Source organism: Rhizobium sp. LCM 4573 (assembly GCF_001854865.1).
Taxonomy (GTDB): Bacteria; Pseudomonadota; Alphaproteobacteria; order Rhizobiales; family Rhizobiaceae; genus Neorhizobium.
The window spans coordinates 274,412-300,659 of record NZ_MDDW01000029.1; the positions used below are offsets into that span (position 1 = coordinate 274,412).

General features: G+C 61.6%; 30 protein-coding genes. 18 read left to right on the forward strand and 12 right to left on the reverse strand.

Annotated features, from left to right (window positions below; genetic code table 11):
• Position 1: 1 nt before the first annotated feature.
• A complete protein-coding gene (gene cysD / locus LCM4573_RS25875) occupies positions 2–958 on the reverse strand; it encodes a sulfate adenylyltransferase subunit CysD (RefSeq protein WP_071009459.1) in 957 nt (318 codons plus the stop codon).
• 37 nt (positions 959–995) lie between these two features.
• Positions 996–1,787 carry a phosphoadenylyl-sulfate reductase gene (locus tag LCM4573_RS25880; RefSeq protein WP_407071772.1) on the reverse strand — a complete coding sequence of 264 codons (792 nt, stop codon included), beginning with the start codon at positions 1,785–1,787 and terminating at the stop codon, positions 996–998.
• A 433-nt stretch (positions 1,788–2,220) separates the two neighbouring features.
• Here LCM4573_RS25880 and LCM4573_RS25885 point away from each other — a divergent pair, with 433 nt between their 5' ends.
• Complete coding sequence (locus LCM4573_RS25885; RefSeq protein WP_071009593.1) at positions 2,221–2,679, forward strand: Rrf2 family transcriptional regulator; 459 nt, start codon at positions 2,221–2,223, stop codon at positions 2,677–2,679.
• A gap of 83 nt (positions 2,680–2,762) precedes the next feature.
• On the opposite strand, the gene LCM4573_RS25890 is transcribed toward LCM4573_RS25885, so the two are convergent.
• Complete coding sequence (locus LCM4573_RS25890) at positions 2,763–3,425, reverse strand: class I SAM-dependent methyltransferase (protein ID WP_407071767.1); 663 nt, start codon at positions 3,423–3,425, stop codon at positions 2,763–2,765.
• A gap of 316 nt (positions 3,426–3,741) precedes the next feature.
• On the opposite strand from LCM4573_RS25890, the gene LCM4573_RS25895 reads away from it, so the two are divergent.
• The 8 genes from LCM4573_RS25895 (at position 3,742) to LCM4573_RS25930 (ending at position 9,163) form a co-directional block, all read left to right on the forward strand.
• Positions 3,742–4,767 (forward strand): sulfate ABC transporter substrate-binding protein, encoded by a 1,026-nt coding sequence (locus LCM4573_RS25895; protein ID WP_071009461.1) that lies wholly within the window; start codon positions 3,742–3,744, stop codon positions 4,765–4,767.
• Between the two features lie 13 nt (positions 4,768–4,780).
• Positions 4,781–5,641 carry a sulfate ABC transporter permease subunit CysT gene (cysT, locus tag LCM4573_RS25900; RefSeq protein WP_071009462.1) on the forward strand — a complete coding sequence of 287 codons (861 nt, stop codon included), beginning with the start codon at positions 4,781–4,783 and terminating at the stop codon, positions 5,639–5,641.
• Complete coding sequence (cysW, locus tag LCM4573_RS25905; RefSeq protein WP_071009463.1) at positions 5,634–6,521, forward strand: sulfate ABC transporter permease subunit CysW; 888 nt, start codon at positions 5,634–5,636, stop codon at positions 6,519–6,521. The genes cysT and cysW overlap by 8 nt, the downstream gene beginning before the upstream one ends.
• Before the next feature lie 15 nt (positions 6,522–6,536).
• The gene (locus LCM4573_RS25910) at positions 6,537–7,574 is read left to right on the forward strand and encodes a sulfate/molybdate ABC transporter ATP-binding protein (protein WP_071009464.1); all 1,038 of its coding nucleotides are present in this window, start codon (positions 6,537–6,539) and stop codon (positions 7,572–7,574) included.
• Between the two features lie 86 nt (positions 7,575–7,660).
• Positions 7,661–8,038 carry a DUF6152 family protein gene (locus LCM4573_RS25915; protein WP_071009465.1) on the forward strand — a complete coding sequence of 126 codons (378 nt, stop codon included), beginning with the start codon at positions 7,661–7,663 and terminating at the stop codon, positions 8,036–8,038.
• 13 nt (positions 8,039–8,051) lie between these two features.
• Positions 8,052–8,522, forward strand: a complete 471-nt coding sequence (locus LCM4573_RS25920) for a DUF6644 family protein (RefSeq protein ID WP_071009466.1) — start codon at positions 8,052–8,054, stop codon at positions 8,520–8,522.
• Between the two features lie 60 nt (positions 8,523–8,582).
• Entirely contained in the window at positions 8,583–8,798 is a 216-nt protein-coding gene (locus tag LCM4573_RS25925; RefSeq protein WP_071009467.1) for a CopG family transcriptional regulator, read from the forward strand.
• Positions 8,792–9,163 carry a type II toxin-antitoxin system VapC family toxin gene (locus LCM4573_RS25930; protein ID WP_071009468.1) on the forward strand — a complete coding sequence of 124 codons (372 nt, stop codon included), beginning with the start codon at positions 8,792–8,794 and terminating at the stop codon, positions 9,161–9,163. Before LCM4573_RS25925 ends, LCM4573_RS25930 begins: the two co-directional genes overlap by 7 nt.
• Here LCM4573_RS25930 and betA read toward each other — a convergent pair whose 3' ends face one another.
• From betA to betC, 3 genes are all read right to left on the reverse strand, one after another.
• Positions 9,164–10,813 (reverse strand): choline dehydrogenase, encoded by a 1,650-nt coding sequence (betA, locus tag LCM4573_RS25935; protein WP_071009469.1) that lies wholly within the window; start codon positions 10,811–10,813, stop codon positions 9,164–9,166. It abuts the gene before it with no gap.
• 173 nt (positions 10,814–10,986) lie between these two features.
• The gene (gene betB, locus LCM4573_RS25940; RefSeq protein WP_071009470.1) at positions 10,987–12,465 is read right to left on the reverse strand and encodes a betaine-aldehyde dehydrogenase; all 1,479 of its coding nucleotides are present in this window, start codon (positions 12,463–12,465) and stop codon (positions 10,987–10,989) included.
• Between the two features lies 1 nt (position 12,466).
• Positions 12,467–13,990 carry a choline-sulfatase gene (gene betC, locus LCM4573_RS25945; protein ID WP_071009471.1) on the reverse strand — a complete coding sequence of 508 codons (1,524 nt, stop codon included), beginning with the start codon at positions 13,988–13,990 and terminating at the stop codon, positions 12,467–12,469.
• 180 nt (positions 13,991–14,170) lie between these two features.
• Between betC and LCM4573_RS25950 the strand changes: the two genes are divergently transcribed.
• From LCM4573_RS25950 to LCM4573_RS25960, 3 genes are all read left to right on the forward strand, one after another.
• On the forward strand, positions 14,171–14,731 hold the full coding sequence (locus LCM4573_RS25950; protein ID WP_071009472.1) for an HdeD family acid-resistance protein: 561 nt from the start codon (positions 14,171–14,173) through the stop codon (positions 14,729–14,731).
• Between the two features lie 139 nt (positions 14,732–14,870).
• Complete coding sequence (locus LCM4573_RS25955) at positions 14,871–16,673, forward strand: bifunctional diguanylate cyclase/phosphodiesterase (RefSeq protein ID WP_071009473.1); 1,803 nt, start codon at positions 14,871–14,873, stop codon at positions 16,671–16,673.
• A gap of 78 nt (positions 16,674–16,751) precedes the next feature.
• On the forward strand, positions 16,752–17,753 hold the full coding sequence (locus tag LCM4573_RS25960) for an NAD(P)H-quinone oxidoreductase (RefSeq protein WP_071009474.1): 1,002 nt from the start codon (positions 16,752–16,754) through the stop codon (positions 17,751–17,753).
• Positions 17,754–18,081: 328 nt separating this feature from the next.
• Here LCM4573_RS25960 and LCM4573_RS25965 read toward each other — a convergent pair whose 3' ends face one another.
• Together LCM4573_RS25965 and LCM4573_RS25970 are read right to left on the reverse strand one after the other, a co-directional pair.
• A complete protein-coding gene (locus tag LCM4573_RS25965; protein ID WP_071009475.1) occupies positions 18,082–18,519 on the reverse strand; it encodes a YdeI/OmpD-associated family protein in 438 nt (145 codons plus the stop codon).
• Between the two features lie 9 nt (positions 18,520–18,528).
• Entirely contained in the window at positions 18,529–19,266 is a 738-nt protein-coding gene (locus LCM4573_RS25970; protein WP_071009476.1) for a DUF3750 domain-containing protein, read from the reverse strand.
• A 72-nt stretch (positions 19,267–19,338) separates the two neighbouring features.
• Here LCM4573_RS25970 and LCM4573_RS25975 point away from each other — a divergent pair, with 72 nt between their 5' ends.
• Positions 19,339–20,346, forward strand: coding sequence for an asparaginase (locus tag LCM4573_RS25975; protein ID WP_071009477.1), 1,008 nt, complete (start codon positions 19,339–19,341; stop codon positions 20,344–20,346).
• On the opposite strand, the gene LCM4573_RS25980 is transcribed toward LCM4573_RS25975, so the two are convergent.
• Complete coding sequence (locus tag LCM4573_RS25980) at positions 20,343–21,098, reverse strand: DeoR/GlpR family DNA-binding transcription regulator (RefSeq protein ID WP_071009595.1); 756 nt, start codon at positions 21,096–21,098, stop codon at positions 20,343–20,345. The genes LCM4573_RS25975 and LCM4573_RS25980 overlap by 4 nt on opposite strands.
• A 124-nt stretch (positions 21,099–21,222) precedes the next feature.
• Between LCM4573_RS25980 and LCM4573_RS25985 the strand changes: the two genes are divergently transcribed.
• A complete protein-coding gene (locus LCM4573_RS25985) occupies positions 21,223–21,579 on the forward strand; it encodes a DUF4406 domain-containing protein (RefSeq protein WP_071009478.1) in 357 nt (118 codons plus the stop codon).
• Positions 21,580–21,649: 70 nt separating this feature from the next.
• Complete coding sequence (locus LCM4573_RS25990; RefSeq protein ID WP_071009479.1) at positions 21,650–22,273, forward strand: glutathione S-transferase family protein; 624 nt, start codon at positions 21,650–21,652, stop codon at positions 22,271–22,273.
• Between the two features lie 7 nt (positions 22,274–22,280).
• Here LCM4573_RS25990 and LCM4573_RS25995 read toward each other — a convergent pair whose 3' ends face one another.
• The gene (locus tag LCM4573_RS25995; protein ID WP_071009480.1) at positions 22,281–22,475 is read right to left on the reverse strand and encodes a hypothetical protein; all 195 of its coding nucleotides are present in this window, start codon (positions 22,473–22,475) and stop codon (positions 22,281–22,283) included.
• Between the two features lie 102 nt (positions 22,476–22,577).
• Between LCM4573_RS25995 and LCM4573_RS26000 the strand changes: the two genes are divergently transcribed.
• A complete protein-coding gene (locus LCM4573_RS26000) occupies positions 22,578–23,471 on the forward strand; it encodes a LysR substrate-binding domain-containing protein (protein ID WP_071009481.1) in 894 nt (297 codons plus the stop codon).
• Between the two features lie 17 nt (positions 23,472–23,488).
• Here LCM4573_RS26000 and LCM4573_RS26005 read toward each other — a convergent pair whose 3' ends face one another.
• Positions 23,489–24,136 carry a glutathione S-transferase family protein gene (locus LCM4573_RS26005; RefSeq protein ID WP_071009482.1) on the reverse strand — a complete coding sequence of 216 codons (648 nt, stop codon included), beginning with the start codon at positions 24,134–24,136 and terminating at the stop codon, positions 23,489–23,491.
• A gap of 141 nt (positions 24,137–24,277) precedes the next feature.
• Here LCM4573_RS26005 and LCM4573_RS26010 point away from each other — a divergent pair, with 141 nt between their 5' ends.
• Positions 24,278–24,562, forward strand: a complete 285-nt coding sequence (locus LCM4573_RS26010; RefSeq protein WP_071009483.1) for a type II toxin-antitoxin system ParD family antitoxin — start codon at positions 24,278–24,280, stop codon at positions 24,560–24,562.
• Positions 24,559–24,870, forward strand: a complete 312-nt coding sequence (locus tag LCM4573_RS26015; RefSeq protein ID WP_071009484.1) for a type II toxin-antitoxin system RelE/ParE family toxin — start codon at positions 24,559–24,561, stop codon at positions 24,868–24,870. The genes LCM4573_RS26010 and LCM4573_RS26015 overlap by 4 nt, the downstream gene beginning before the upstream one ends.
• Positions 24,871–24,878: 8 nt before the next feature.
• Here the strand turns inward: LCM4573_RS26015 and LCM4573_RS26020 are convergent, their stop codons facing one another.
• A complete protein-coding gene (locus LCM4573_RS26020) occupies positions 24,879–26,246 on the reverse strand; it encodes a TIGR03808 family TAT-translocated repetitive protein (RefSeq protein WP_071009596.1) in 1,368 nt (455 codons plus the stop codon).
• Positions 26,247–26,248: the final 2 nt, after the last annotated feature.

Below are 26,248 nucleotides of genomic sequence, written 5' to 3' on the forward strand. Positions count from 1 at the left end.
CTCAGAAATATCCTTCGCGTTTCTTCTTCTCCATCGAGCCGGACTGGTCGCGGTCGATCGCGCGGCCCTGGCGTTCGGAGACGGTGGCGATTTCCAGTTCGGCGATAATCTCTTCGAGATTGGAAGCGGTCGAGCGGATCGCGCCGGTCAGYGGGAAGCAGCCGAGCGTGCGGARGCGGATCATGCCGCGCTGGATGGTTTCGCCGGGCTGCAGTTCCAGGCGCGGGTCCTCGGCGAGGATCATCATCCCGTCGCGCTCCACATAGGGGCGCTCGGCGGCGAAATAGAGCGGCACGATGGGGATGTCCTCGGCCTGGATGTAGCGCCAGATATCCACTTCCGTCCAGTTGGAGAGCGGGAAGGCGCGCACGCTCTCGCCTTTGCGGATCATGCCGTTATAGACGTTCCAGAGTTCCGGGCGCTGGTTGCGCGGGTCCCATTTGTGATCCGGCGTGCGGAAGGAATAGATGCGTTCCTTGGCGCGGGAGGCTTCCTCGTCGCGCCGCGCGCCGCCGAAGGCCGCATCGTATTGCCCGGCGTCGAGCGCCTGGCGCAGCGCCTCGGTCTTCATGATGTCRGTATAGAAGGCCGATCCGTGGGTGAAGGGCGTGATACCCTCGGCCTTGCCGCGCGGATTGGTGTGCGCCACGAGGTCGAGATCGTACTTCTGCGCGATCTCGTCGCGGAATTCGATCATCTCGCGGAACTTCCACGTCGTATCCACGTGCAGAAGCGGGAAGGGCACGCGGCCGGGATAGAAGGCCTTGCGGGCAAGGTGCAGGAGCACCGATGAATCTTTCCCGATGGAATAGAGCATCACCGGCCGTTCGAATTCGGCCGCGACTTCCCGGAAGATGTGGATGGCTTCGTTTTCGAGGGCTTTCAGATGCGGATCGAGAGGCGGCTTGGAAACGGGTGGGTTCTTGATTTCCGTCTCCTGTACTGACGACAGGGGCATTTCGGTCTCCGGGCAGTCTATAACAAACACAAAGGGGTTATCGGGCGGTCGAGCCGGCTTGCGGAATGGCGCTTGCCTCGGCCTCATGCACATGCAGGCCGCACTCGCGCTTCTCGTCGTTCTCCCACCACCAGCGGCCGGCGCGCTCGGGCTCGCCGGGCTTGATGGCGCGGGTACACGGCTCGCAGCCGATCGAGGGATAGCCGCGCGCATGCAGTGGGTTGACGGGGATTGCTTCCGCCGCCACATGGGCGCGGATCGTCTCTATGTCCCAGTCCGCGAGCGGGTTGATCTTGATGAGTTTGCGCTCCGCGTCATACTCGGCAAAAGGCGTCGAGGCCCGGTTGCCGGACTGGCCGCGCCGAAGGCCGGTGATCCATACCTCCGCGCCCGAAAGCGCCTTGGCGAGCGGCTTCAGTTTGCGCACATGACAGCAGGCATGGCGCGCCTCGACGCTGTCGTAGAAGCCGTTCATCCCGTATTGCGCCACATAGGCGTCCACGTCGTCCTGCTCGGGGGTGAAGCGGCGGATCGTGATATCGTAGCGCTCCTCCGTCTCGCCGATCAAATCGACGGTCTCCTGGAACAGGCGTCCGGTTTCCAGCGTCGAGACTTCGATCGGCAGGCGGTGCGTCCCGATCGCGGCGGTAATCACCTGGTCCTCGATGCCGAGCGAGGTGGTGAAGACCGCGTTGCCGAGTTCGGCGGCAAGCGCCAGTCGGCCGGCAAGGTCGAGCTTTTCAAGTTTGGCGTCGAGCGACGTTGCCAGAACCGGTCCGTCCTGGCGTGCGGCATCGTGAAGCGTCATGAGTCTCGTTCCGTGAGCAATGTCTTGATTATCCGGTTCCGCGCCGCGAAAGACAGAAAAACCCGTTTCATGTCATGGAGATGAGGAGCAAATATCTCTCCAAAGCCGCGCCATGGCAGAAAAGCTGCCGCTTCGCGTGAAAATGCTCGATTTTCAGGCCTTCCAGACCCGCATCCATTTGTAATTTTCTGCAATTTGCGGTAAGTCCGGATCATGTCCGCTGGAGACGCCGATTTCGGCGGACCGGCACCCCCTGCAAGCCCTTCCAGCCTGCCCGAGGATGCTCGCACGAATTTCCGCAATCGCCATGATTTCGGAAAGATTTGTGCGTTAGGATGATGCCGTTCGCCCTGGCGCGCCTTTCCGGCGCCGCCGGACGCGACAGGAAAACGAGAAGTTGCGCGTCGCCGGGGGCGTCCATCCTGCGGCGGCGTGGTGGTCCAATGGTTGCGTGATGATATCCCAGAAAGCGAAATACGCGTTGAGGGCGCTCGCCGCTCTAGCGCAGGCAGATCCGGACGAGCCTATGCTGATCTCCCAGATCGCGGTTCAGCAGAGCATCCCGAAGAAGTTCCTCGAACAGATACTGCTCGATCTCAAGCGCTCGGGCATGGTTGCCAGCCGGCGCGGCAAGCAGGGCGGCTATCTTCTGCTGAAGCCCGCTGATCGCATCACCTTCGGCGAGGTTCTGCGCCTGGTAGACGGTCCGATCGCGCCGCTGCCCTGCCTCAGCCAGACCGCCTACCGCCGTTGCGAGGATTGCGACGGCGAGCATCTTTGCGAAATCCGCCATGTCTTCGCCCGCGTCGCGGATGCGACGCGCGAGGTATTGTTCAAGACCACGATCGCCGATGCCATCGAGGGAACGTCGGGCGAGACGCAGGCGCCGGCCCGTGAGCTCCTGACGGCGTGATCCGCTCACCTACCTGAAGCTCCCCTCTGGAGGAGATGGCCGGAAGGCCAAAGGGGGTAAGAGGCTGTGCATCGCGACCGGTGCTAAGCCAGTACAGCCGGCCGCTGCTTCAATCGCATCACCTTGAAAAAGCCGTTCGGAAACACCGGGCGGATTTCCAGCACCTCGAAATCGCCGCGCCGTTCCGCCCAGCCGGCAATCCGCGCGATGCGGAAGGATGAACTCCAGCCGATCCGCTGGACGAGCGGTGCGACCATCTCCTCGACTGCGCCCTGCATGCCGCGTCCGTCGCCGAGCTTGCTGGCGATGATGATCTCGCCGCCGGGCCTGAGTACGCGGGCGCATTCGTCGAGCGTCCGTTCGGGTTCGGGAATGAGCGTGATGACGAAGGGCAGGCAGACGGCATCGAAGGAATGGTCCGGGAAATCGAGCCGGTGCGCGTTCATCACGTGCAGCGCCCGGACATGGGCAAGCCCATGGCGGGAGACCTTTTCCCGCGCCTTGGCGATCATGTCTTCGGAAAGATCGATGCCGGTGACACGGCTTTGYTTGGAATAGTGCGGCAGCACGAGACCTGTGCCGACCCCAACCTCGAGGATATCCTGTCCCGCCGCCGATGCGAGCGTGGCGACCGTCCGGTGCGCGTCGCGGAGAAACCGCCGGTAGACGTGGTCATAGATCGGAGCCCATCGCTTGTAGACCTCCCGCTGGTGTTCGGCAGTATTGCGGATGCTGGCCAAGATCATCCTCCATCGTATCTGCGGCAACTTGTATATGGTATTATCGATCTCCTCCTGCAACCGTTCCATGACCACAGTTTTGGGTCGCCGATCATGGTAGGTAGGGGCGATTTTGCCTGTCGGATCGTCAATTGTGGCCGGATTGTGTTTTCGCCGGGACGGGTTATCCCGACGCTGTCATTCTGCTGGCGGGTCCGCCGCCGACCGTTTCATTGCGGCACGGACCCGCCGAAGAGAAACAGTTTTGCCTTCTTTCGCTTGCGAATTGACCAACTCGACTAACCCGATAGTCTTTAGGCAGTAACCAACGGAGGGAACCGCCATGTTCAAATTCATGAACGGATTGGGCGCGATCGCACTCGGCCTGTCGCTGACGGTCGGGATTTTCACACCGGCTTATGCCCAGTCACAGCTCCTCAACGTCTCCTATGATCCGACCCGGGAACTCTACAAGGAGTTCAACGCGGCCTTCGCCAAGCACTGGAAGACGGAGACTGGCGAGGACGTCACCGTCCAGCAGTCCCATGGCGGTTCCGGCAAGCAGGCTCGCTCCGTCATCGACGGCCTGGAAGCCGATGTCGTAACGCTGGCGCTCGAAAGCGATATCAACGCCATCGTGGAGAACGGCGGCAAGATCAATGCAGATTGGCGCTCCCGCCTGCCGAATAATTCCTCGCCCTATACGTCCACGATCGTCTTCCTGGTCCGCAAGGGCAACCCGAAGGGAATCCATAACTGGGGCGACCTGGTGAAGGACGACGTGCAGATCGTCACCCCGAACCCGAAGACCTCGGGCGGCGCCCGCTGGAACTATCTCGCCGCCTGGGCCTGGGCCAACGAGGAGTACAAGGGCGATCAGGAAAAGATCAAGGCCTATATCACCGAGCTCTACAAGCGCGCTCCTGTGCTCGACAGCGGTGCCCGCGGCTCGACGGTCACCTTCGCCCAGCGCCAGATCGGCGATGTGCTGCTTGCCTGGGAAAACGAAGCCTATCTCGCGGGCGAGGAATTCGGCAAAGATGCGTTCGATATCGTGGTGCCGCCGATCTCCATCCTCGCGGAGCCGCCCGTCGCTGTCGTGGATGCCAATGTGGACGCCAAGGGCACCCGAAAGGTCGCGGAGGCCTATCTCCAGTATCTCTATTCGGACGAGGGCCAGAACCTCGCGGCCAAGCACTTCTACCGCCCCTCCAAACCGGAAGTCGTCGATAGCGAGCTTCTGAAGGCGCTGCCGGACATCAAGCTCGTCACCATCGACGATCCGATCTTCGGCGGTTGGAAGAAGGCGCAGCCCGAGCATTTCGGTGACGGCGGCATTTTCGACCAGATCTACAAGCCCGCTAACTGATAGAGATGTCCATATGACCGATACCGCTGCCGCTCCGGTGCGGTGGCGATTGAAACAGCCGAGCATCATCCCGGGTTTCGGGGTGACGCTCGGCTTTTCGCTCGCCTACCTGTCGCTGATCATTCTCATCCCAATCGCCGGCCTGCTTTGGCGTACCGCAGGGCTCGGCTGGGAAGGCTTTCTCGCGATCCTCGCCGACCGCCGCACGCAGGATGCGCTTTATATATCCTTCGGCACCGCCTTCGTGGCCGCTCTGGTCAACGTTGTCTTCGGTGTCATCGTCGCCTGGATACTGACGCGTTACGATTTCCCCGGCCGGCGCCTGATCGACGCCATGGTCGACCTGCCTTTCGCGCTGCCGACGGCGGTGGCCGGCATAGCRCTCGCCGCCCTTTACGCGCCGAACGGCTGGATCGGCTCGCTCTTCATGCCCTTCGGTCTCCGGATCGCCTTCACGCCGCTCGGCATCGTCGTGGCGCTGATCTTCATCGGACTGCCCTTCGTCGTGCGCACCGTCCAGCCGGTGATGGAGGAGATAGACAAAGAAGTGGAGGAGGCGGCCGCCACGCTGGGCGCGAACCGTTTCCARATCATATTCAAGGTCATCCTGCCGGGGCTCACACCAGCGATCCTGACCGGTTTCGCGCTCGCCTTCGCCCGAGGGGTGGGGGAATACGGTTCGGTCATCTTCATCGCCGGCAATATCCCTTACATCTCGGAGATCGCACCGCTGTTGATCGTCATCCGGCTGGAAGAGTTCAACTATGCCGGTGCGACGGCGGTTGCCACGATCATGCTGCTGATCTCGTTCGCGATGCTCTTCTTCATCAATCTCGTTCAGGCCTGGAGCCGCAGGAGGTACGGTCATGGTTGAGGCTGTCCGCTCCGCCGAAGCCTATCTCGGCAAGCCACCCGCATTCCGCAGCCCCGCGGACGAGAGGCCGCTGGCCAAGGCGCTGCTGATCCTGGTCGGCCTGCTTTTCCTTGCCTTCTTCCTTCTCCTGCCGCTGGTTTCGGTTTTCGTGGAAGCCTTCCGCAAGGGCTGGGGAGAATATCTCGCGGCCCTGGTGGAGCCGGATGCGGTTTCGGCGATCCGCCTCACGCTTCTGGTTGCGGCAATCTCCGTGCCGCTCAACCTCGTGTTCGGCCTGACCGCGGCCTGGGCGATCGCCAAATTCGAGTTCAAGGGTAAATCCTTCCTGATCACGCTGATCGACCTGCCGTTCTCGGTCTCGCCGGTCATTTCCGGCCTGGTTTACGTGCTGCTGTTCAGCAGCCACAGCCTGCTCGGTCCCTGGCTGAAAAGCCACGGCATCGAGATCCTGTTCGCGGTACCGGGGATCGTGCTCGCCACCGTCTTCGTGACCTTTCCCTTCGTGGCACGAGAACTCATTCCGCTGATGCAGGAGCAGGGCACAGGCGACGAAGAGGCGGCTCTATCCCTTGGCGCTTCCGGTTGGCAGACCTTCTGGTACGTGACGCTCCCGAACATCAAGTGGGGTCTGCTTTACGGCGTGCTTCTCTGCAACGCCCGCGCCATGGGCGAGTTCGGCGCCGTCTCGGTCGTATCCGGCCATGTCCGCGGGCTCACCAACACCATGCCGCTGCATGTGGAGATACTCTATAATGAGTATAACTTCGTTGCGGCTTTCGCGGTGGCTTCGCTGCTTGCGCTCCTGGCGCTGGTCACCCTCGCTCTCAAAACTCTTCTCGAACTTCGGTTCGGTGCCGGCAATGCCGGCGGCAGGCATTGAAAGGTGTAAGTCTCGATGGAAGTTACCATCAGCAATATCCGCAAGGAATTCGAACGCTTTCCGGCGCTGAACGATGTGTCGCTGAAGATCGCCTCGGGCGAGCTGATCGCGTTGCTCGGCCCTTCTGGCTCGGGCAAGACAACGCTTCTACGCCTGATTGCGGGCCTGGATTTCCCGACCGCCGGCCAGATCTTCTTCGGTGAAGAGGATGCGTCGCATCGCACGGTGCAGGAGCGCAATGTCGGCTTCGTTTTCCAGCATTATGCACTCTTCCGCCATATGACGGTTGCGGAAAATATCGGCTTCGGCCTCAAGGTGCGGCCTTCGGGCAATCGTCCAGCCAGAACGGAAATCCGCCGCCGCGTCTCCGAACTGCTGGAGATGGTGCAGCTTTCCGGCCTGGAGAAGCGCTATCCRAACCAGCTTTCGGGCGGCCAGCGTCAGCGCGTGGCGCTTGCCCGCGCCATGGCGATCGAGCCGCGCATCCTGCTGCTCGACGAGCCGTTCGGGGCGCTCGACGCCAAGGTGCGCAAGGAGCTGCGCCGCTGGCTTCGCGAGTTCCACGACCGTACGGGTCACACGACGGTCTTCGTGACTCACGACCAGGAAGAGGCGCTGGAACTTGCCGACCGCGTGGTAGTGATGAGCCAAGGCAAGATCGAGCAGGTCGGTTCGGCGGACGACGTCTACGATCGGCCAGGTTCGCCTTTCGTCTTCTCCTTCATCGGAGAATCCTCGCAGCTTCCTGTCGAGGTCAAAGCGGGCACCGTGCTGTTCCAGGGCCAGCCGATCGGCATTCTGGAATCCACCGAAGGGGAGGGCGATCTCTTCTTCCGTCCGGAGGACGTGGTGCTGGTAGACGCGCCGGATGCGCTGTTCGGCAAAGTGACGGCCTGCCGCCGTCTTGCCGGCACGCGGATCGCCGAGATCGACATCGCCAATGACGGGCATGCGCCCTACCATGTCGAAGTCGAGGTGCCGCTGCATGCGCCGGTCGCGCTCGGCAGCGAGCTGCGCTTCCGCCCGACGCGCTGGAAGGTGTTCTTCAAATAGGTCTTCAAGATTAGGTGAGGCCTCTGGTTTTGGCAGCCTCGCTCCACATCTTGGCGTCATAGCGTCGTGACCGAGGGAGAGCCGCCATGACCCGTTTGTCGATCATTTTTGCAGGAGCGGCCGTTGCCGCCGCCATCGCCGGTTCCGCCGTCGCCCATCACGGCTGGGCATGGGCGGAAGGGGAACAGACCACGCTCGAGGGCACGATCCAGTCGATTTCCTTCGCGCCGCCTCATCCTTCCTTGAGAGTGGATTCGGAAGGCGAGGTCTGGCAGATCGATCTTGGCAATCCGCGCCAGACCGAGCGCTCCGGCTTTCAGGAAGGCTCGGCCAAGGCCGGCGACCGCATCACTGTTCTCGGCAACCGTTCGAAGGATGAGAACGAGAAGCTGATGAAGGCGGTGCGCATCACCGTCACCGGCAAGAACTTCGATATGTATCCCGAACGCATCCAGACGAACTGAGGCGGGGCTCCGCATGGAGTGGCTGGCCCCGCTTGCCGAAACCCCGCTCGCGCGGGCGCTCATCGCCTCATCGACCGCCTATCTCCTGGTCAATGCCGCGCATATCCTGTCGATCGGCGTGCTGTTCGGCTCGATCCTGGCGCTCGATCTGGCGCTGCTCGGCTTTTTGCCGGCCGCTGTCTTGCAGGCGGTGGCGCCCTATCTCTCGCGGGTGGCGGGGGTAGGGGTGTTGCTCGCTGCGGTCACCGGCCTTTGTCTCTTCTCCGTTCGCCCGACCGAATACGCCCAGAACCCGGCCTTTCTCGCAAAACTAGGCCTCATCGCTCTGGGACTTCTGAACGTGGCGGTCGTTCACTTCAGTTCCAGCTGGCGAGGCCTGCTCGCGGGAGAGGCACCGACAGCCGCGTTGCGCATGTCCGCGACATTCTCGATCCTCATCTGGATCGGGGCCGTGATAGCCGGGCGGTGGATCGGGTTCTTGTGAGGCTGGATGTGATGGAAAGTGTGTGATATATGTCGCCGATATCATATATCGGAGTTCATCATGCGAACACTGGTGGATCTCGGCGAAGCCGATCTTGAAGCGCTCGACCGCTTGGCGAAGGAAGAGAACGTTTCGCGCGCCTCCCTTATTCGCGCTGCGGTTCGCGAATATCTTCGACGCAATGCCAAGGAAAAGCAGGCGGAAGCCTTTGGTCTTTGGGGAACGAGTGGCATCGACGGCTTGAAGTTTCAGGAAGAGATCCGTGGCGAATGGTGAAGGCCCTATTCGACACGAACATCGTTATCGATTATCTGAATGCCATTCCTGAAGCGCGTGAAGAACTTGCGCGATACGAACACAGGTGCATCAGTATCATCACGTGGATGGAGGTGCTGATCGGCGCTAAGCCCGAAGTGGCATCGGCAACCCGTGACTTTCTCGACAGCTTTCACATCATAGCCATAGATGAAGCTGTTGCCGAACGCGCCRTACTCCTTCGTCAACGATATAAGGTGAAGCTGCCGGATGCGATCATCTGGGCAAGTGCGGACGTCCATTCCATGTTGCTCGTTACGAGGAATACGAAGGATTTTCCGGCCAATCTTCCAGGTATTCGAATTCCTTACATGCTACATCACTGATCACCGATCGCTCACCGCCGCGCGCGGATTGACCCAAGGTTCCTGATTGCTGCGCGGCAGCGGCTGCCTGCCAAGAATGTGATCCGAGGCTTTCTCGCCGGTCATGATCGAGGGACCGTTGAGGTTGCCGTAGGTCACGTGCGGGAAGATCGAACTGTCCGCGACACGCAGGCCCTCGACGCCGATCACCCGGCATTCCGGATCGACAACGGCGAGCGGGTCGTCGGCTCGACCCATGCGGCAGGTGCCGCAGGGGTGATAGGCGCTTTCCAGATGCTCCCGCAGAAAGGCATCGATCTCCTCGTCGGATTGCACCTTTTCACCCGGCTGGATTTCCGGTCCTCGATACTGGTCGAAGGCTTTCTGGCTGAAGATTTCGCGCGTCAGCCGCACGCAGTGGCGGAATTTCTCCCAATCCTCCGGATGGCTCATATAGTTGAACCGGAGCACCGGATCGGCCTTCGGATCGGGCGAGCGCAGCGTTACCGAGCCGCGCGATTTCGAGAGGTTGTAGCCGACATGCGCCTGGAAACCATGGCTTTTCGCCGCGGCCTTGCCGTCATAGGAGATCGCCACCGGCAGGAAATGATACTGGATGTCCGGCTGCTTCAGCCCGGCCTGGGAGCGCAGGAAGGCGCAGGCTTCGAACTGGTTGGAGGCGCCGAGCCCGCCCTTTGAAAGCAGCCATTGCGCTCCCGCCACGCCCTGCCAGAACCAGGGGAGCCAGGAATAGAGCGACACCGGCTTGGTGGAGACCTGCTGGAAATAGAATTCCATATGGTCCTGCAGATTGGCTCCGACGCCCGGCCGGTCTGCCTTCACCTCGATCCCCATCCGCTTCAGATGCTCGGCCGGGCCGATGCCGGAAAGCATCAGCAGCTTCGGGGAGTTGAATGCGGAGGCCGAAACGATCACCTCGCGATTGGCGCGGATGATCTCGGGCCGTCCGCGCCGCTCGATCTCCACGCCGACGGCCCGGCCGTTCTCGATGACGATCCGGTTGGCGAAGCCGTAGACGAGATCGACATTCGGCCGTTTCAGCGCCGGTTTCAGATAGGCATTGGCGGCGGACCAGCGCCGGCCGTGATGGATGGTCTGCTCCATCAGCCCGAAGCCTTCCTGTTTCGAGCCGTTGTAATCCTCGGTCATCTCGAAACCGGCTTGGCTGCCGGCCTGGATGAAGGCGTGGAAGAGCGGGTTCTTCACCGGCCCGCGTCTGACATGCAGCGGCCCGTCCGTGCCGCGCCAGCCTTCCTCGCCGCCGTGGCTATGCTCCATTCGCTTGAAATAGGGCAGCACGTCCGCATAGGCCCAGCCGGTCGCGCCGAGTTCTTCCCAGCGGTTATAGTCCTCCGCATGGCCGCGGACATAGACGAGGCCGTTGATGGAGGAGGAGCCGCCGATCACCTTGCCGCGCGGTGCGGTGATGCGGCGGTTGTTGAGGTTCGGCTCGGGCTCGGAAAGATAGCCCCAGTTGTAACGCTTCATGCTCATCGGCCAGGCGAGTGCGYCGGGCATCTGGATGAACGGCCCGAAATCCGAGCCGCCGGCCTCGATGACGATCACCGAATGCCTGCCGTCCTCTGACAGACGGTAGGTCATCGCCGAGCCGGCGGATCCTGAACCGATGATGACGAAATCTGCCTGCATGAATATCTCCGAGATAGATTTCCCCTCCCCAACCGCTCCCCACAAGGGGGAGGGGTTTAACCTGCCGCTCCACTTTAGCCAGCCATCATCCTGCTGGGGTAGTGAGTTCGGTGCGGGATGCGGCGCGCTCTTGCCCCTCCCCCTTGTGGGGAGCGGTTGGGGAGGGGACTAGTTCAATACGGCGCCTCGACCTTGCCCATGCCCACATAGACCGTCTTCAGCTCCGAATAGTGCTCCAGCGCCGCGAGCGAATTTTCCCGCCCGAAGCCCGATTGCTTCGAGCCCCCGAAGGGGATTTCCACCGGGCAGAGATTGTAGGTGTTGATCCACAGGGTGCCTGCTTCAAGCTGGTCCACGACACGATGACCGCGCGAAAGATCCGCTGTGAAGACGCCTGCCGAGAGGCCGAATTCGGTCGCATTGGCCCGCGCGATCACTTCCGCCTCGTCGTCGAAATCGAGCACGCACATCACCGGCCCGAAAATTTCCTCGCGGGCGATCACCATGTCGTCCGTCACGTCGGCGAAGACCGTCGGCTGCACGTAATAGCCTTCGCCCGAGCCGTTGTTTGAAGTCACGTGGTTGGGGATGCCGCCGCCGGTGATCAGCGTCGCGCCCTCCGCCTTGCCCTTGTCGATATAGGAAAGCACCTTCTGCCGTTGGTCGAAGGAGACCATGGGGCCGAGCTGTGTCGCCTCGTCCATCGGATCGCCGATAATGATCTTCTCCGTCCGCTCCTTGAGACGGGAGAGGAATTGATCCTTGATCTTCCGCTGCACGAAGACACGCGTGCCGTTGGAGCAGACCTGGCCGGTCGAATAGAAATTGCCGAGCATCGCGCCGCCGATCGCACTCTCGAGATCGGCGTCCTCGAAGACGATCAGCGGCGATTTTCCGCCGAGCTCCATCGTCACATGCTTGAGGCTGCCGGCGGCTGCCGCCGCCACCTTGCGGCCGGTCGGCACCGAGCCGGTGAGCGAAACCTTCGCCACGTCCGGATGATTGACGAGCAGCGGTCCGGTATTCCGGTCCCCCTGGATGACGTTGTAAAGCCCCTTGGGCAAGCCGGCTTCGTGCAGGATTTCCGCAATCTTCAGCGCCCCGAGCGGCGTATTCTCGGAGGGCTTGAAAACCATGGCATTGCCGGCTGCGAGCGCCGGCGCGCCTTTCCAGCAGGCGATCTGCTGCGGATAGTTCCAGGCGCCGATGCCGACGCAGACCCCGAGCGGCACGCGCTTGGTATAGGCGAAGTCAGAGCCGAGCGGGATATAGCTGCCGTTCATGCCGGCGGCGATCACACCCCCGAAGAATTCGAAACTGTCAGCGCCCGAGGTGGGGTCGGCGACGATCGTTTCCTGGATCGGCTTGCCGGTGTCGAGCGTCTCAAGCTCGGAAAGCTCGCGGTTCCTCTCGCGCATGATCTCTGCGGCGCGTTTCAGGATACGGCCGCGCGCCGTCGGGCTCATTGCGGCCCATGCCGGCTGGGCACGTTTCGCCGCCGCAATTGCCTTTTCGATGATCGCGGGGGTTGCCGCATGCAGCCGGGCGATCACCTCGCCCGTCGCCGGATAGAGGCTTTCGATGACGGCGCCGTCTTCGTCCTCGACATATTCGCCGTCGATGAAGTGGCTGGCGATCGGCTGGGCTTTCATCTCATTCGCCTCTTGGATAGCGCTTCGATTCCTCGAGATTGTCGAGGTTCATATGGTTGCGCATATAGCGCTCGGAAGCCTTTTGCAGAGGCTGGTGATCCCACGGGTAATAGGCGCCGTTCCTGAGCGCTTCGTAGACCACCCAGCGGCGCGCCTGGCTTTCACGCACTGCCGCGTCGAAGGCGGCCATGTCCCAATGAGCGGCGCGCATCTGACGGAAGGCTTCAAGGGTTGCCGCATGCGCCGGATCGCCGGCAAGGTTCGTGAGTTCCTTGGGGTCGGCCTCCAGATCGTAAAGCTGTTCGGGGTCGAGTTCGCAATGGATGTATTTCCATTTGCCCTCGCGGATGCAAACGAGCGGCGCGTAGGAGGCTTCGGCGGCATATTCCATCAGCACCGGGCTTGTGCGCGCCTGGCCATTCATCATGGGCTTCAGGCTTTCGCCGTCCGTCCAGGGCTCGATCTCCTCCATGGAAATGCCGGCGAGGTCGCAAAGGGTTGGAGTCAGGTCGAGATTGGAGACCGGCGCCGGATGCAGGGCCGGCGCAATGCCGGGGCCGGCGATCATCAGCGGCACGCGGGCCGAGCCCTCGAAGAAGTTCATCTTGAACCACAGGCCCCGCTCGCCCAGCATGTCGCCGTGGTCGGAGCAGAACAGGATGAAGGTATTCTCCAGCATCCGCGTGCGCGTCAGTGTATCGATGAGTTCGCCCACCTTCTCGTCGAGATAGGAGATGTTGGCGAAATAGGCCCGGCGCGAGCGGCGGATGTCCTCTTCCGTCACGTCGAAATTCTTGTAGTCGCAGGAAAAGATGATCCGCTGCGAATGCGGGTCCTGCTTTTCGAGCGGAATTTCACCGACCTCCGGAGCCAGGTGCTCGCAGTTCTCGTAGAGATCCCAAAACTTCCGCCGCGCCACATAAGGGTCGTGCGGATGGGTGAAGGAGACGGTGAGGCACCACGGCCGGCGGTCCGCATCGTCGTTCTCGCGGGAAAGCTGGTAGAGTTTCTGGTTGGCGAGGAAGGCGACCTCGTCGTCATATTCCATCTGGTTGGTGATCTCGGCGACGCCTGCGCCGGTGACCGAGCCGAGATTGTGATACCACCAGTCTATCCGCTTGCCCGGCTTGCGATAATCCGGCGTCCAGCCGAAATCGGCCGGGTAGATATCGGTCGTCAGCCGCTCCTCGAAGCCGTGGAGCTGGTCGGGTCCCACGAAATGCATCTTGCCGGAAAGCGCGGTGTAATAGCCGGCGCGACGCAGATGATGCGCATAGGTCGGGATCGAGGAGACGTATTCGGCGGCGTTGTCGTAGACGCGCGTGCGGCTCGGCAACTGCCCGGCCATGAAGGAGGCACGCGCCGGCGCGCAGAGCGGCGATGAAGTGTAGTTGTTGGAAAACCGGGCAGAGCGGGCGGCAAGCGCCTTCATATGCGGGGCGTGCAACCATTCCGCAGGCCCGTCAGGGAACAGTTTCCCGTTGAGCTGATCGACCATGATGATGAGGATATTCGGCTTGGCCATGGCGGAATCGGTTCCCGGAAAGCGGATTACGGCTTCGAGACTGAGTTATTTTCGATTGCTGCGCCGATCAAGCGAAGTTTGCGAACCATCCTGTCGTAAAAGCGCGCCGTTGACGTCTGCCATGCCGGCTCCAGATATTCTGCATGGGCTTGGAAGCCCCTGGGGAAAAGGAGTTCGGTCATGACTTTGGGTCTGGATACGCCGTCGGTCGGCACGGTGCGCGACAAGTGGGGCTGGTTTCTCGCTCTCGGAATTCTTCTTCTTGTGTTCGGTATCATCGCGTTCGCCAATCTGTTCGTGGCGACGGTAGCTTCCGTCTTCTACATCGGCATGATGATGCTGATCGGTGGTGCCGCGCAGTTCATCCATGCCTTCCAGTCGAAGGGCGGCTGGCGGGATTGGCTTTATTGGGGCCTGAGCGGCCTGCTCTATACGATCGCGGGCCTGCTTGCCTTCTGGAACCCGGCGCTGACTGCGGTGGTCTTCACCTTCTTCATGGCGGTCGCCATGATTGTCGCCGGCGGCTTCCGCATCTGGATCGGCTTCCGCATGCGGCCGATGAAGGGCGCTGGCTGGGTAATCACCGCGGGTATCGTCACGGTGATCGCCGGCCTGGTGATCGCGCTCGGATGGCCGGTGAACAGCCTCTGGGTTCTCGGCCTATTCCTGGCCATCGACCTCATCATGCAGGGCTGGGCGCTGATCGCGCTGGCACTGGCTGCCCGCGCCAAGGAAGCCTAATCGATAGCCTTGGTTGCACGGGACGGAGGCGCTCGCCTCCGTCATCAAACCTTCATGGAAGTGTCATTGAAGGGAAAGGGATTTTTGACGAATTGCTGTGAGCTTCGCGCCCGTGTCTTGCGTACCGCGTGGAGTAGTTATGTCGTCCGCCGCAATCCTCGAGCCGGGTATTCTGAGGCGTTATGCCAATGATCAGCTCGTCACGCTCGCGAAGCTGGTTCTGGAAAACGCCTTCCAGCCGATCGTCGAAATGGGCACGGGTTCGGTCTTCGGCTATGAATCGCTATTGCGCGGACATGAGCGGATCGGCTTTTCCTCGCCGCCGGAACTTCTCGATCAGGCCCAGGATGCCGGTCAGCTTCTCCCGCTCGAGCAGATGCTGGCAAACCGGGCGCTTGCCAAGTTCGCCGCGCTGCCGGATTTCTCCTCCGCGACGCTCTTTCTCAATCTGGATGTCCGGCTCATCCGCCACGGCGAGTATTTCATCGACAAGGTTCTGCAAAGCCTTCGAAAATCGGCGATACCGCCGTCTTCGGTCTGCTTCGAATTCTCCGAGCGCTTCGACAACACCAGCGTTCCGGAATTCGCCAATCTGGTGACGCATATGCGCAAGGCGGGCTTCAAGCTCGCGATAGACGATTTCGGCGTCGGTCACGGCGAGATGAAGCTGCTCTGCGACTACCCGGTGGACTACCTCAAGATCGACCGGCATTTCGTCGCCGGCATCGACAGAAGCCCCCGCAAACGGCATCTCGTCAAGAATATCGTCAACATCGCTCACGTCCTTGGAATCCGGGTGATTGCCGAGGGCATCGAGACCGAGCAGGAATTCGTGGCCTGCCGGGAATATGGCGTCGATCTGGTGCAGGGCTATTTCATCGCCCGGCCCACGACATTTCCGGCGGAACTGCAGCCTTCCTTTCCGCATCTGGCCGATATCGGCCGGCTGCGCTCCAGCCAGTCGCTCGATGAAATCCTCATCCGCCGCCAGATCGAGCATCTGCCGAGCGTCTACGAAAACGAGAGCATCGACAAGGTGTTCGAGCTCTTCCGGAAGAACCCGCGTCAGGCTTTCTTCCCCGTTTTGAACGCCAATGGCGAGCCGCGCGGCGTCATCAACGAATATCACCTGAAGGAATACATCTATCAGCCCTTCGGCCGTGATCTTCTGAAGAACAAGGTCTACGAGCGGACCATCTCGCACTTCGTCGATCCGGCGCCGATCATGGGGCTGGATGCGGATGCAGAGGWGCTGATGAGCCTCTTCGCCAGCATGGACAACAGCGCCTGCGTGATCCTGACGGAAAACATGCGCTATGCCGGCGTGGTCTCCGCCGCCTCGCTCATCAAGGTCATCAACGAAAAGCAGTTGAAGATCGCCCAGGACCAGAACCCCCTGACCGGCCTGCCGGGCAACCGCGCCATCCGCGACTTCATGCAGGAGGCCGGCCGCGACGACGAGCAGACGAGGTTCTTCTGTTATTGCGATTTCGACAATTTCAAACCGTTCAACGATCACTACGGTTTTCACGCCGGCGATCATGCGATCACGCTCTTCGCCGCGCTGATGAAGCGCTATTTCTTCTCCGAAGGCGATTTCCTGGGGCATGTCGGCGGCGATGATTTCTTCATCGGCGTAAGCGACTGGACGCGGGACGAAATCACCGAAATCCTGGAGCGGCTGCTTAGCGACTTCCACGCCGATGTCGTCGAACTCTATTCGCCGGAGGAAAGAGCGGCCGGCAAGATTCGCGGTCATGATCGCTCAGGCATGGAGCGCGACTTTCCGCTGTTGCGCTGCTCGATGGGGGTATTGGAATTGCCGCAGGGGCTGCTGCTCGATGATGTCGGCCGGATCGGCGCGAAGATCGCAGCCGTGAAAGCGCAGGCCAAGGCGAGCGAAAGCGGACTGGTCTTCGCCACTTTCGGCGAGACAAATTGACCCGTCTGCCAAGGGGTCGTCTTTTTATCCTCCGGGGACTGGCCTAAGTCTGTGGGCTGTCACCGAAAGGAGTCTCCCATGTCGCTTCCCGCTGAAATGCGTTTCATCGATCTGCCGTCTTTCGGAGCGCCGGACGTCATGACCATCGCCACCGGACCGGTGCCCCGGCCGCGGCCCGGCGAAATCCTGGTTCGGGTCGAGGCGGCGGGCGTCAACCGGCCTGACGTGGCGCAGCGGCAGGGCACCTATCCGCCGCCGAAGGATGCAAGCCCAATCCTTGGGCTGGAAATTGCCGGCGAAGTGATTGCACTCGGCGAAGGGGTGAACGGTTTCAAACCGGGCGACAAGGTCTGCGCACTCGCCAATGGCGGCGCCTATGCCGAATATTGCGCTGTTCCGGAGGGCCAGGCGCTTCCCTGGCCGAAGGGCTATGATGCGGTCAAGGCCGCCGCGCTGCCGGAAACCTTCTTCACCGTCTGGGCAAACCTCTTCCAGATGGCGGCGCTGACGGAAGGCGAAAGCGTGCTCATCCATGGCGGCACGAGCGGCATCGGCACGACCGCAATCCAGCTTGCCAGGGCCTTCGGCGCCACGGTCTACGCGACGGCGGGCTCTGAGGAGAAATGCGGGGCCTGCGAAAAGCTCGGCGCGTCGCGCGGCATCAATTACAAAACGGAGGATTTCGCCGCCGTCATCAAGGAAGTGACCGGCGGCAAGGGCGTGGACGTGGTGCTGGACATGATCGGCGGCGCCTATTTCGAGAAGAACTTGAACGTGCTCGCCAAGGACGGCTGCCTCTCGATCATCGCCTTTCTCGGCGGGCCTACAGTGGAAAAGGCGAACCTCACGCCGATCATGGTCAAGCGCCTCACCGTCACCGGTTCCACCATGCGCCCCCGCACGGCGGAGGAAAAGCGCGCCATCCGCGACGACCTGCTCTCCGAGGTCTGGCCGCTTCTGGAGGAGGGCAAGGTGGCTTCGGTCATTCACACGATCCTGCCCTTTGATGAGGTCGTAGAGGCTCATCGCCTGATGGAGACGAGCACCCATATAGGCAAGATCGTGCTAAAGCTGAGATAGCGAAGTTGGGAAAGCGGTGCGGATTCTACGCGGCTTCGGACCTCGCGCAACTCAATTAGATCTGCCCTTGTTTACATAACGTGCCTTGCAGACTCGGATATGCGTCCCTAACTTAATCTCATCATCAACGTAACGAAAGGAGGTGATCCAATGTCTAGTGAGATTGCGGTTTGCGTAACGGACAGTGGAAAGGTGAAGGTTTCGGCGGGGCAGCCCTCGCTCTGAACCCCATCCTCCTTCGGGACGTTTTTTAAACGGCCCGGGTTCGTTCAACCGGACCGAAACTCATGGAAGGGTCGCCTCGCGCGGCCCTTTTCCTTTTTCCGGATCACACCGGCTTCATTCTCTCAACGATCTTTTTGATCCGCCGTACGCGCGTCTCGGGCCGCTTCGCTTCGATGACGGCCTCTGCATCTTCCCGCCGCTGCGTGTAGCTCAGGCGCTCCCAGGCGCCCCGGCAGCCCGCGCGCTCCAGTGCCTCAGCCAGTTCTTTCGGCGTCTCCACCGTGCGCTCCTCAGTGTCCAGTTCGAGCGTCACCTGTAACTCTTCCTGATCTTTAACGCCCGCCACCTCGCGATGGCTCTTGCGCAACGGAAGGCAGAACATTCCGCCCATGGCCGAAACGGTGCTGCGATAGGTATAGCCATTGACCGTCACCTTCACCGGTGCGCGCACCTTTCCGAAGATCGGCTTCGGATCGAACGGCAGGATGATGAAGAACCCCGGGCCGTCACGCCCGAGAACGGTGGTGAAGCTCTTGCGCATGTCGAGACCTCAAACGCCAATACGCCCAAGTGCCGGTATCTTGATGCCGGGATCGGCGAAGTCCAGCCCGGCCACGAGGCCGAGGAAGTGTACCTCGAAGCCGCTGCGCATGCCGATGGAAAAACCCGCCAATCCCCGAACCGTCACGTGCAGATCGCGCCAGTCGCTGTCGATATGCACGAAGTCACCGTCGGGCAGATAATCCCTTCCCACCGCATGCGGCGGTAGAACGGCATCGAGCTCCGGCACCGTGCGCAGCACGTAGGCCACGAAAGTGTTGGAGTTCGGCCCCGGCCAGATCGTATAGCCGCCGGGTTCGGCATAGGGATAGGCGGCGATCGCGCCCTCGATTTTCGGGATCAGCAGCTCCGCCTGCGCGCCCGTCACCGAGGTAACGAGCTGTGGCGGATTGGAATACCAATAGGCGTCCGCCGGCCGATGGTTGAGGCGGATCGGCGAGCCCCAGCCCACCTTGTCATAGCGTGTATAGCTCGCGGCACCCTTTTCCTTCGTCACGATCCAGGCATGGCTGGCCACGGCGCCCTTGAGCCCGCCTGTGGCGGCGGAAAAGATGTAGACCGCCGCCTCCTCGCTGGCCGAAGCCTCGGGCAGGATGCCGGCCGAGGACCATCGTGCCTCGCTCCAGCGCATGGGCCTGTCCTGCATGGCCCACCAGCCGGCGGAGGCGAAGGTAGGCAGCAGGTAGATGATGAAGATGATGAGAAACAGCCGTTTTATCGATTTCAACCCAAGTGCCCCGTGCAAGTCCCGTCCGGTTGCTCTATGGAGGAAAGAAAGCAGCAATTTCAGGACCGGACCATGCAAAACCCCGTTACCGTGGAAGTGACCAGAGGCAATCTCGTGGAAAGCCGCCACCGCGGGCTTGGCGTGGTGGTGGATGGCGACGGCAAGGTGGTCTTCTCCTTTGGAGAGGCGGAAGCGGGCGTCTTTCCCCGTTCCGCCTGCAAGGCCATGCAGGCGCTGCCGCTCGTCGAAAGCGGCGCGGCGGATACCTATGGCTTAGGCCGCAAGGAACTGGCGCTTGCCTGCTCCTCGCATTCCGGTGAGGACGAGCATGTCGCCACCGCTTCCGCCATGCTCGCCCGTGCCGGTCGGGATGTCGCCGCGCTCGAATGCGGGGCGCATTGGTCCTCGGACCAGGAGACGCTGATCCACCAGGCCCGCACGCTCGACAGGCCGACAGCGCTCCACAACAATTGCTCCGGCAAGCATTCCGGCTTTGTCTGCACCTGCGTCCATACCGGATACGAGGTGAAGGGCTATGTCGGTTACGAACATCCGCTGCAGGCGGAGATCCGCGGCGTCATGGAAAACCTGACGGGTGCCGCGCTCGGCCATGACAATTGCGGCACGGACGGCTGTTCGATCCCCACCTATGCGGTTCCCCTGCAAGGGCTTGCCCACGGTTTCGCGAAGATGCTGACCGGCAACGGGCTTGCCCCGGAACGCGCGAAAGCCTCCCGGCGGCTGATCGATGCCTGCATGGCGGAGCCTTTCTATGTTGCCGGCACCAAGCGGGCCTGCACGCGGCTGATGGAGGTCGCACCCGGCAGGATTTTCGCCAAGACCGGTGCCGAGGGCGTCTTCGTCGCTGCCCTTCCCGATGAGGGCCTCGCCATGGCAGTCAAATGCGAGGACGGCACGACGCGCGCTGCGGAAGCCATGATCTTCGCGCTGATTTCCCGATATTTCGAAAAGGGCGGCGAGGTTCAGCAGAAGCTGCTGGGCATGGCCAACCGCTCCATGAAGAACTGGAACGGCATCCATGTCGGCGACGTTCGTGTCACCGATGCGCTCTTCGCTTAGGCTTCGATGATATCGAGTTCGAGGGCGCGATAGGGCGCCAGACGCTCTTCGCCGAGCCCGCTTTGAACGATCATGCCCGCCAGATCGGCAATCGACATGATCGTGCAGGGCGAAGAGGCATCCAGCTTTTCTTCCGTCACCAGCACGAATGTCTCGGCGGCGCGCGAGGCGATGTGACGCTTGACCGCCGCTTCCTCCAGATCGCCGGTGGAAAGCCCGCGCGAAGGGTGGATGGCGGTAGCGCCCAGGAAGAAGATATCCGGCCGGATCAGCGAAATCTGGCTGATGGACATCGCGCCAACAGCCACCATGGAATGTTTGTAGAGACGCCCGCCGATCAGAATGACCTCTGCCGTCGGATGATGCTCGRGTTCGGCGGCGATCGTCGGGCTGTGGGTTGCCACCGTGAAGGCGAAGCTGCGGGGTAGCGCACGCGCGATTTCCGCCGTCGAGGTGCCGCCGTCCAGAAAGATCAATTGGCCGGGCTTCACCATGCCTGCCGCCGCCGCGCCAAACCTCTGTTTCACCTCCGAAGAAATCGCCCGCCGGGCGGAGAAATCGGGCAGGGCTGGCGATATGGGCATCGCTCCGCCATGGACGCGTCGAAGCAGGCCCTCGGCGGCCATCTCTCTCAGATCCCGCCGGATCGTGTCCTCGGAAAGCGAGAATTCTTCCGCGGCCCGTTTTGCGATGACCTGCCCCTCCCGGCGCAGCATGTCGAGAATGAGGTCCTTGCGTTGACTGGTCAGCATATCTTGACTCTGCACGAAACTGCGTGAATAAGCATGAATGTGCCTGAATTTGCCGAAAATGTAAAGAATTTCATGCAAATTCGTGCATTCTGTCATGAGTGCAGTTTGGTTTGGAGAAACGAAGATGTTGATCTTGATTGCTGGCCCCTATCGTTCGGGCACGGGGGACGATCCGAAGAAGATGGCGGAGAACCTGAAGCGGCTGGAGGCGCCGTCCTATGCGCTGTTCAAGGCCGGCCATGTGCCGATGATCGGAGAATGGGTGGCGCTGCCGGTCTGGCATGCGGCGGGTGGCGTCGAAGTGGGGGATGACCTTTACGAGGAGATTTTTCATCCTGTCGCCGGGCGCTTGCTCCAGCTTTGCGAGGGCGTGCTGCGCCTGCCGGGAGAGTCCAAGGGGGCTGATAACGACGTCCGGATCGCTACCGAGCGCGGCATCCCGGTCTGGTATCGGCTGGAGGATGTGCCCGGTGTCTCTTGATGTGTCTTTTGATGCTTCCGGCAGGCGAAAGCCGTGCTAGAAAAGGCATCCTCAAAGGGAGGATGCCAAAATGTACACGCTGTTCTTTTCGCCGAATTCCTGTTCGCTGGCGAGCGCCATCGCGCTTGCCGAATCCGGCTTGCCCTATGAATTGCGGCGGGTGAAGTTTGCCGAGAACGAGCAGCAATCTCCCGAATATCTGAAGATCAACCCCAAGGGACGCGTTCCGGCGCTGGCGACGGAGAAGGGCGTGCTGACGGAAAACGTCGCCATCCTGGCCTTTATCGCGCAGGCAGCACCGGAAGCGAAGCTCGCACCCTTGGACGATCCCTTCGCCTTCGGCAGGATGCAGGCCTTCAATGTCTATATTTCCTCGACCGTGCATGTCGCTTATGCGCATCGCAAGCGCGGCTATCGCTGGGCGGACAGGCAAGAGAGCTTCGACGACATGGCGGCGAAGATGCCGAAGAACCTGCGCGATTGCTTTGCATTGATCGARAATGAATATCTGGCGGGGCCTTGGGTGATGGGCGAGAATTATACGGTGGCGGACGCCTATCTCTTCACCATGTCGGATTGGCTGGCTGGYGCCGGTGTCGATATCGCCGAGTTTCCGCGCGTTGCCGATCACTACCGGCGCATGAAGGAGCGTCCCGCCGTGCAGCGTGCCTTTGCCGAGCATCAGGTCGCCTGAGCGAGGCTCAGGCGCATTTCCTCGGTGGTGCRCTCAAGTCGGGACGGGCGTGATAAATACCCGGAAAGGGCAGGTCGGCGAGCTCCCGTTCGTTCATCGCCATGACCTCCGGGTCGTGGAAGGGGTCATCGTCTTCCGCCACGCGCCTTTCGTCGGCGTGCAGCCATTCTCTCAGGTTCCAGAAAATCTTCAGCGGTTCCATCTCGGTCACCTCGCAAATCTTTCGGCATTTGCGAAGTTAGAATGCGCCTGGCGTGCAAAAGGTTCAATTGAGTTGCTCAGGAGTTCATTGTAGAAAATCTATATGAAAAACCTGAACCTCGTGCATCTGAACGGCCTTCGCGCACTGGAGGCGGTCGGCCGCCTCGGCTCGCTGCAGGCGGCGGCGGAAGAACTCGGCGTCTCGATCGGCGCAGTCAGCCAGCAGGTCATCAAGGCGGAGGCACAGCTCGGCCAGCCCGTGTTCCAGCGTCTGCCAAAGGGCATGCAGCCGACCGAAGCTGCCCGTCCGATGCTTGTCCGCCTGACGGAAGGTTTTCGCTCGCTTTCGGAGGCGGYGGCGATCGGCAGGCGTCGCGACGATACCTTGCTCACCATTTCCGTGGCGCCGGTCTTCGCCGCTCGTTTCCTGGTCCATCGCCTTGATCGCTTCTCGGCCCATCACCCCGGTATTCGCCTGCGGATGGATGCGACCACCAGGCTGGCCGATCTCGGCACGGACGATATCGATCTCGCCATACGTGTCGGGACGGGAACCTGGCCCGGCGTCGATGCGGAGCTGTTGCGGGAACAGCGTATTTTCCCGGTCTGCGCACCGGCGCTGGCGGAAAGATTGAGGGAGCCGGCCGACATCCTGAACCTGCCGGCCATCATCGACGGGCCCTCCATGTTCACCTGGGAGACCTGGCTTCGCGAAGCCGGACTTTCGGGCAGGCGGATGGAGACGCGCCACGTCTTCAACGATGCCTCGCTCTGTCTCGACGCGACGGTCGCGKGGCAGGGGGTGATGCTCGCCTGGCACACGTTGGCGGCCTATGCCCTGGAGCAGGGCAGGCTGGTGAAGCCTTTCGCGATAGAGGCTCGCACCGGCATGGGGCATTATTTCGTCACCCGCGCCGGCGCGCGCCTGCCGGCGAAAGTGAAGGCTTTCCGCGATTGGCTTTACGCGGAACTCGCGCCGGAAGTGTCGGGTGCCTGAAGATCGGGCGCGTGAGATCAGGCCGGCTCCGCCATCCGCTTTTCCCACATCGCCTTGAAGCCCGGCCGGGCCTGGCACTTCTCGATCCACGCTTTTAGGGCTGGACGGCCTTCGAAGAGCGGCGAATAGCCCTGCGCATAGCGCACGATCTCCGCGACATTGATGTCCGCGACCGTGAAGCGGTCGCCGACCAAATAGCCGCCCGCTTTCAGATGCTCTTCCAATGCGTCGAAAGGCCGTTTCAAGCTGCGGGCGCAGACCTCGATATCGGCCTTGCCCTGTTCGGTTTCCAGATTGGAGGATTGGATCTTCAGCGCGTTGGTTTCGATGCCCGTGGCGGCAAACAGCGACCACTGGATCATCAGCGCCTCTTCCTCGATGGATTTCGGGCCAATCTCGCCGCCATATTTCTTCGCAAGGTAAAGGCTGATTGCCAGGGACTCGTGCAGCACGAAGCCGTCGTCATCCATGGAGGGGATCATCGTCATCGGGTTGACCGACCGGAATTCCGGCGACAGCGTGTTGACCGGCGCATCCGGCGCCATCGGGTCCGGCAGGCGATAGGCCTGGATCACCGGCACGTGCCTGAACGGAATGTCCAGTTCTTCCGCAAGCCAGAGCGGCCGCGTGGCGCGCGAACGATAGACCCCATAGATCGTCAGCATCGATTCCCTCCGTGGAAAAGCTTCGCGCACGCTATTGCCGCAGGCGGCTGAACGGAAGAGCGATCAGCGTTCGGGACTCATGATTTGTTTCGATAGGATTTAATCGTGCCGCGTGCTAGAATGAGGAAAAAGGAGCCGAACATGCGCACGACCCAATCGCTGAGCATTACATTGCCTATCGAAATGGCGCAGATGGTCAAGGACAAGGTAGCGTCCGGCGAATATGCGAGCGAAAGCGAGGTCATTCGCGATGGTCTGCGCACGCTGCTCGCCCGCGATGCCGCGATCGAGAAATGGCTGGTGGAGGAGGTCGCCCCCGCCTACGATGAAATAAAGGCACATCCGGAACGAGCCGTTTCCGCGGAAGAAGTCAGAAAGCGCCTCGACGATCGCATGGCCAGTCTTTTGCAGAAGCATAAGGTATGAGCTACCGCGTTATTTTCGGACCACAAGCAGCCGCGGACCTCGAAAATTTGCTGGTCTATCTGGCTGAGGAAATCGGCCCCGTCAGGGCACGGCAATATGTCGGCAAGATCGAGAGCTATTGCCTTGCTTTCAAAACGTTTCCGGCGCGCGGCATACAGAGAGATGATATCAGAACAGGAATTCGCCTAGTCGGTTATCGCCGCCAGGCAACAATCGCCTTCATGATCGCGGGAGAGATCGTAACCATCCTCCGCATCTTTCACGGCGGCCGCGACGTCGACTTGGGCGACGAGGACCATTTGGAATAGTCCCGCACCTATCCGGTACGGTTTCCCTCGATCGTCAGATGACTGAAGCTCGATGGGCCGGCTGCAAGTTCGCGCGTGGCGGCATCGTGCCAGCGGTAGCCGATCACCGCACCGTCCAGCACCTCGTCGAACAGGTTGCCGGTGATCAGCGCCTTGCCCGCGCCTTCCGCAACCGAGACGGCGCAGCCGACCTTCGCGCGGCGCACGATATTGCCGGTCACGGCAAGGTTGCGCAGATACGGCCCCCAGCCGACCAGCATTCCCCATTTCGGCACGTTCTCGATGACATTGCCGGTGACCGCTGTATCGGCCTCGGCGCTGATGCCGATGCCGAAACCCACGCTATCGTGGATATAGGGGCCGGAAGCCGAGATGTTGCGGATGAGATTGCCGGAGATGACCGCAAGCCGCCCGCCTTCGTTGAAGTTGACGACCGAAATGCCGTTCGCCGCGCCGTCCACGAGATTGCCCGTCACCAGCGCTCCCTCGAAGCCGAATTCCGAGTAGATTGCCGTTTCGCCCGATCCGAAGCACTGATTGTTGGCAATCTGCACATTGGAGGCCGCATTGGCCCGGATCGCCGAAAATGCGGCGTCCGAGATGTGGTTGCCGCTCACCATCACATTGTCGGCGCGATAGATGTTGACGGCATTGCCGTATTGCCCGGTACCGCCATAGCTCGCGCCGATGCGCGACAGCCTGTTGCCGGAAACCATCGTGCCGTCCACGCCCTTGGTGCGGCGATGCACGAGAATGCCGCCATTGCCGCAATCGGAAACCGTGTTGCCGATGATCGAAAGCCCGCTGCTCTCCACCGCATAGAGTCCGTATTCGGCGGCGCCGGAAATGCGGCAGTTCTCGATCCTTCCGCCGCAGGCCTCGAGCTGAATGTCGCTCTTCTGCGAACCTGTGATCTCGCAATTGCCGAGAAGGATTTCTTTGACGCCGCGCATGTGGATGAGCGCGCCCACCTCTTCGCCGAGCCGCTTGCTTGCGCCGTCAATCACGAGGTTTGAGAGCTCGATGCGCGATGCGCCACTGGCGCGGAAGAGATATCCGCCACCGGAATGGACGATGCGCGAGGCGCCCGCCACGCCGGTGATGCGGGCTCCATCCGGCAGGTCGATATTGGAGACCTCGTAATTGCCCGGCGGCAGGAAGAGAGGCACGCTTTCGCGCGCGGCCCTGGCGAGAAGTTCTCCAAGCTTGCGGCTCTGCTCCCTTCCTCCCGGCGTCAGACCATGCTCCCCCGCGTCGATGGAGCCTCTGAGATCCGTCATGGAAAGACCGGGGGACGCGGCATGCAGCCGGCCTGGAACCGCGCCTGCCGCAACCCCGCCGGCCATGAAGGCCAGCGTCGAGCGTCTGGAAAACACTT

What these genes read in the sequence shown, in the direction of transcription:
- LCM4573_RS25885 (WP_071009593.1), top strand. Translation starts at nt 2,221, where the DNA reads ATGATATCCCAGAAAGCGAAATACGCGTTGAGGGCGCTCGCCGCTCTA.
- LCM4573_RS25895 (WP_071009461.1), top strand. Translation starts at nt 3,742, where the DNA reads ATGTTCAAATTCATGAACGGATTGGGCGCGATCGCACTCGGCCTGTCG.
- cysW (WP_071009463.1), top strand. Translation starts at nt 5,634, where the DNA reads ATGGTTGAGGCTGTCCGCTCCGCCGAAGCCTATCTCGGCAAGCCACCC.
- LCM4573_RS25915 (WP_071009465.1), top strand. Translation starts at nt 7,661, where the DNA reads ATGACCCGTTTGTCGATCATTTTTGCAGGAGCGGCCGTTGCCGCCGCC.
- LCM4573_RS25920 (WP_071009466.1), top strand. Translation starts at nt 8,052, where the DNA reads ATGGAGTGGCTGGCCCCGCTTGCCGAAACCCCGCTCGCGCGGGCGCTC.
- LCM4573_RS25925 (WP_071009467.1), top strand. Translation starts at nt 8,583, where the DNA reads ATGCGAACACTGGTGGATCTCGGCGAAGCCGATCTTGAAGCGCTCGAC.
- betB (WP_071009470.1), bottom strand. Translation starts at nt 12,465, where the DNA reads ATGAAAGCCCAGCCGATCGCCAGCCACTTCATCGACGGCGAATATGTC.
- betC (WP_071009471.1), bottom strand. Translation starts at nt 13,990, where the DNA reads ATGGCCAAGCCGAATATCCTCATCATCATGGTCGATCAGCTCAACGGG.
- LCM4573_RS25950 (WP_071009472.1), top strand. Translation starts at nt 14,171, where the DNA reads ATGACTTTGGGTCTGGATACGCCGTCGGTCGGCACGGTGCGCGACAAG.
- LCM4573_RS25960 (WP_071009474.1), top strand. Translation starts at nt 16,752, where the DNA reads ATGTCGCTTCCCGCTGAAATGCGTTTCATCGATCTGCCGTCTTTCGGA.
- LCM4573_RS25965 (WP_071009475.1), bottom strand. Translation starts at nt 18,519, where the DNA reads ATGCGCAAGAGCTTCACCACCGTTCTCGGGCGTGACGGCCCGGGGTTC.
- LCM4573_RS25975 (WP_071009477.1), top strand. Translation starts at nt 19,339, where the DNA reads ATGCAAAACCCCGTTACCGTGGAAGTGACCAGAGGCAATCTCGTGGAA.
- LCM4573_RS25985 (WP_071009478.1), top strand. Translation starts at nt 21,223, where the DNA reads ATGTTGATCTTGATTGCTGGCCCCTATCGTTCGGGCACGGGGGACGAT.
- LCM4573_RS26005 (WP_071009482.1), bottom strand. Translation starts at nt 24,136, where the DNA reads ATGCTGACGATCTATGGGGTCTATCGTTCGCGCGCCACGCGGCCGCTC.
- LCM4573_RS26010 (WP_071009483.1), top strand. Translation starts at nt 24,278, where the DNA reads ATGCGCACGACCCAATCGCTGAGCATTACATTGCCTATCGAAATGGCG.
- LCM4573_RS26015 (WP_071009484.1), top strand. Translation starts at nt 24,559, where the DNA reads ATGAGCTACCGCGTTATTTTCGGACCACAAGCAGCCGCGGACCTCGAA.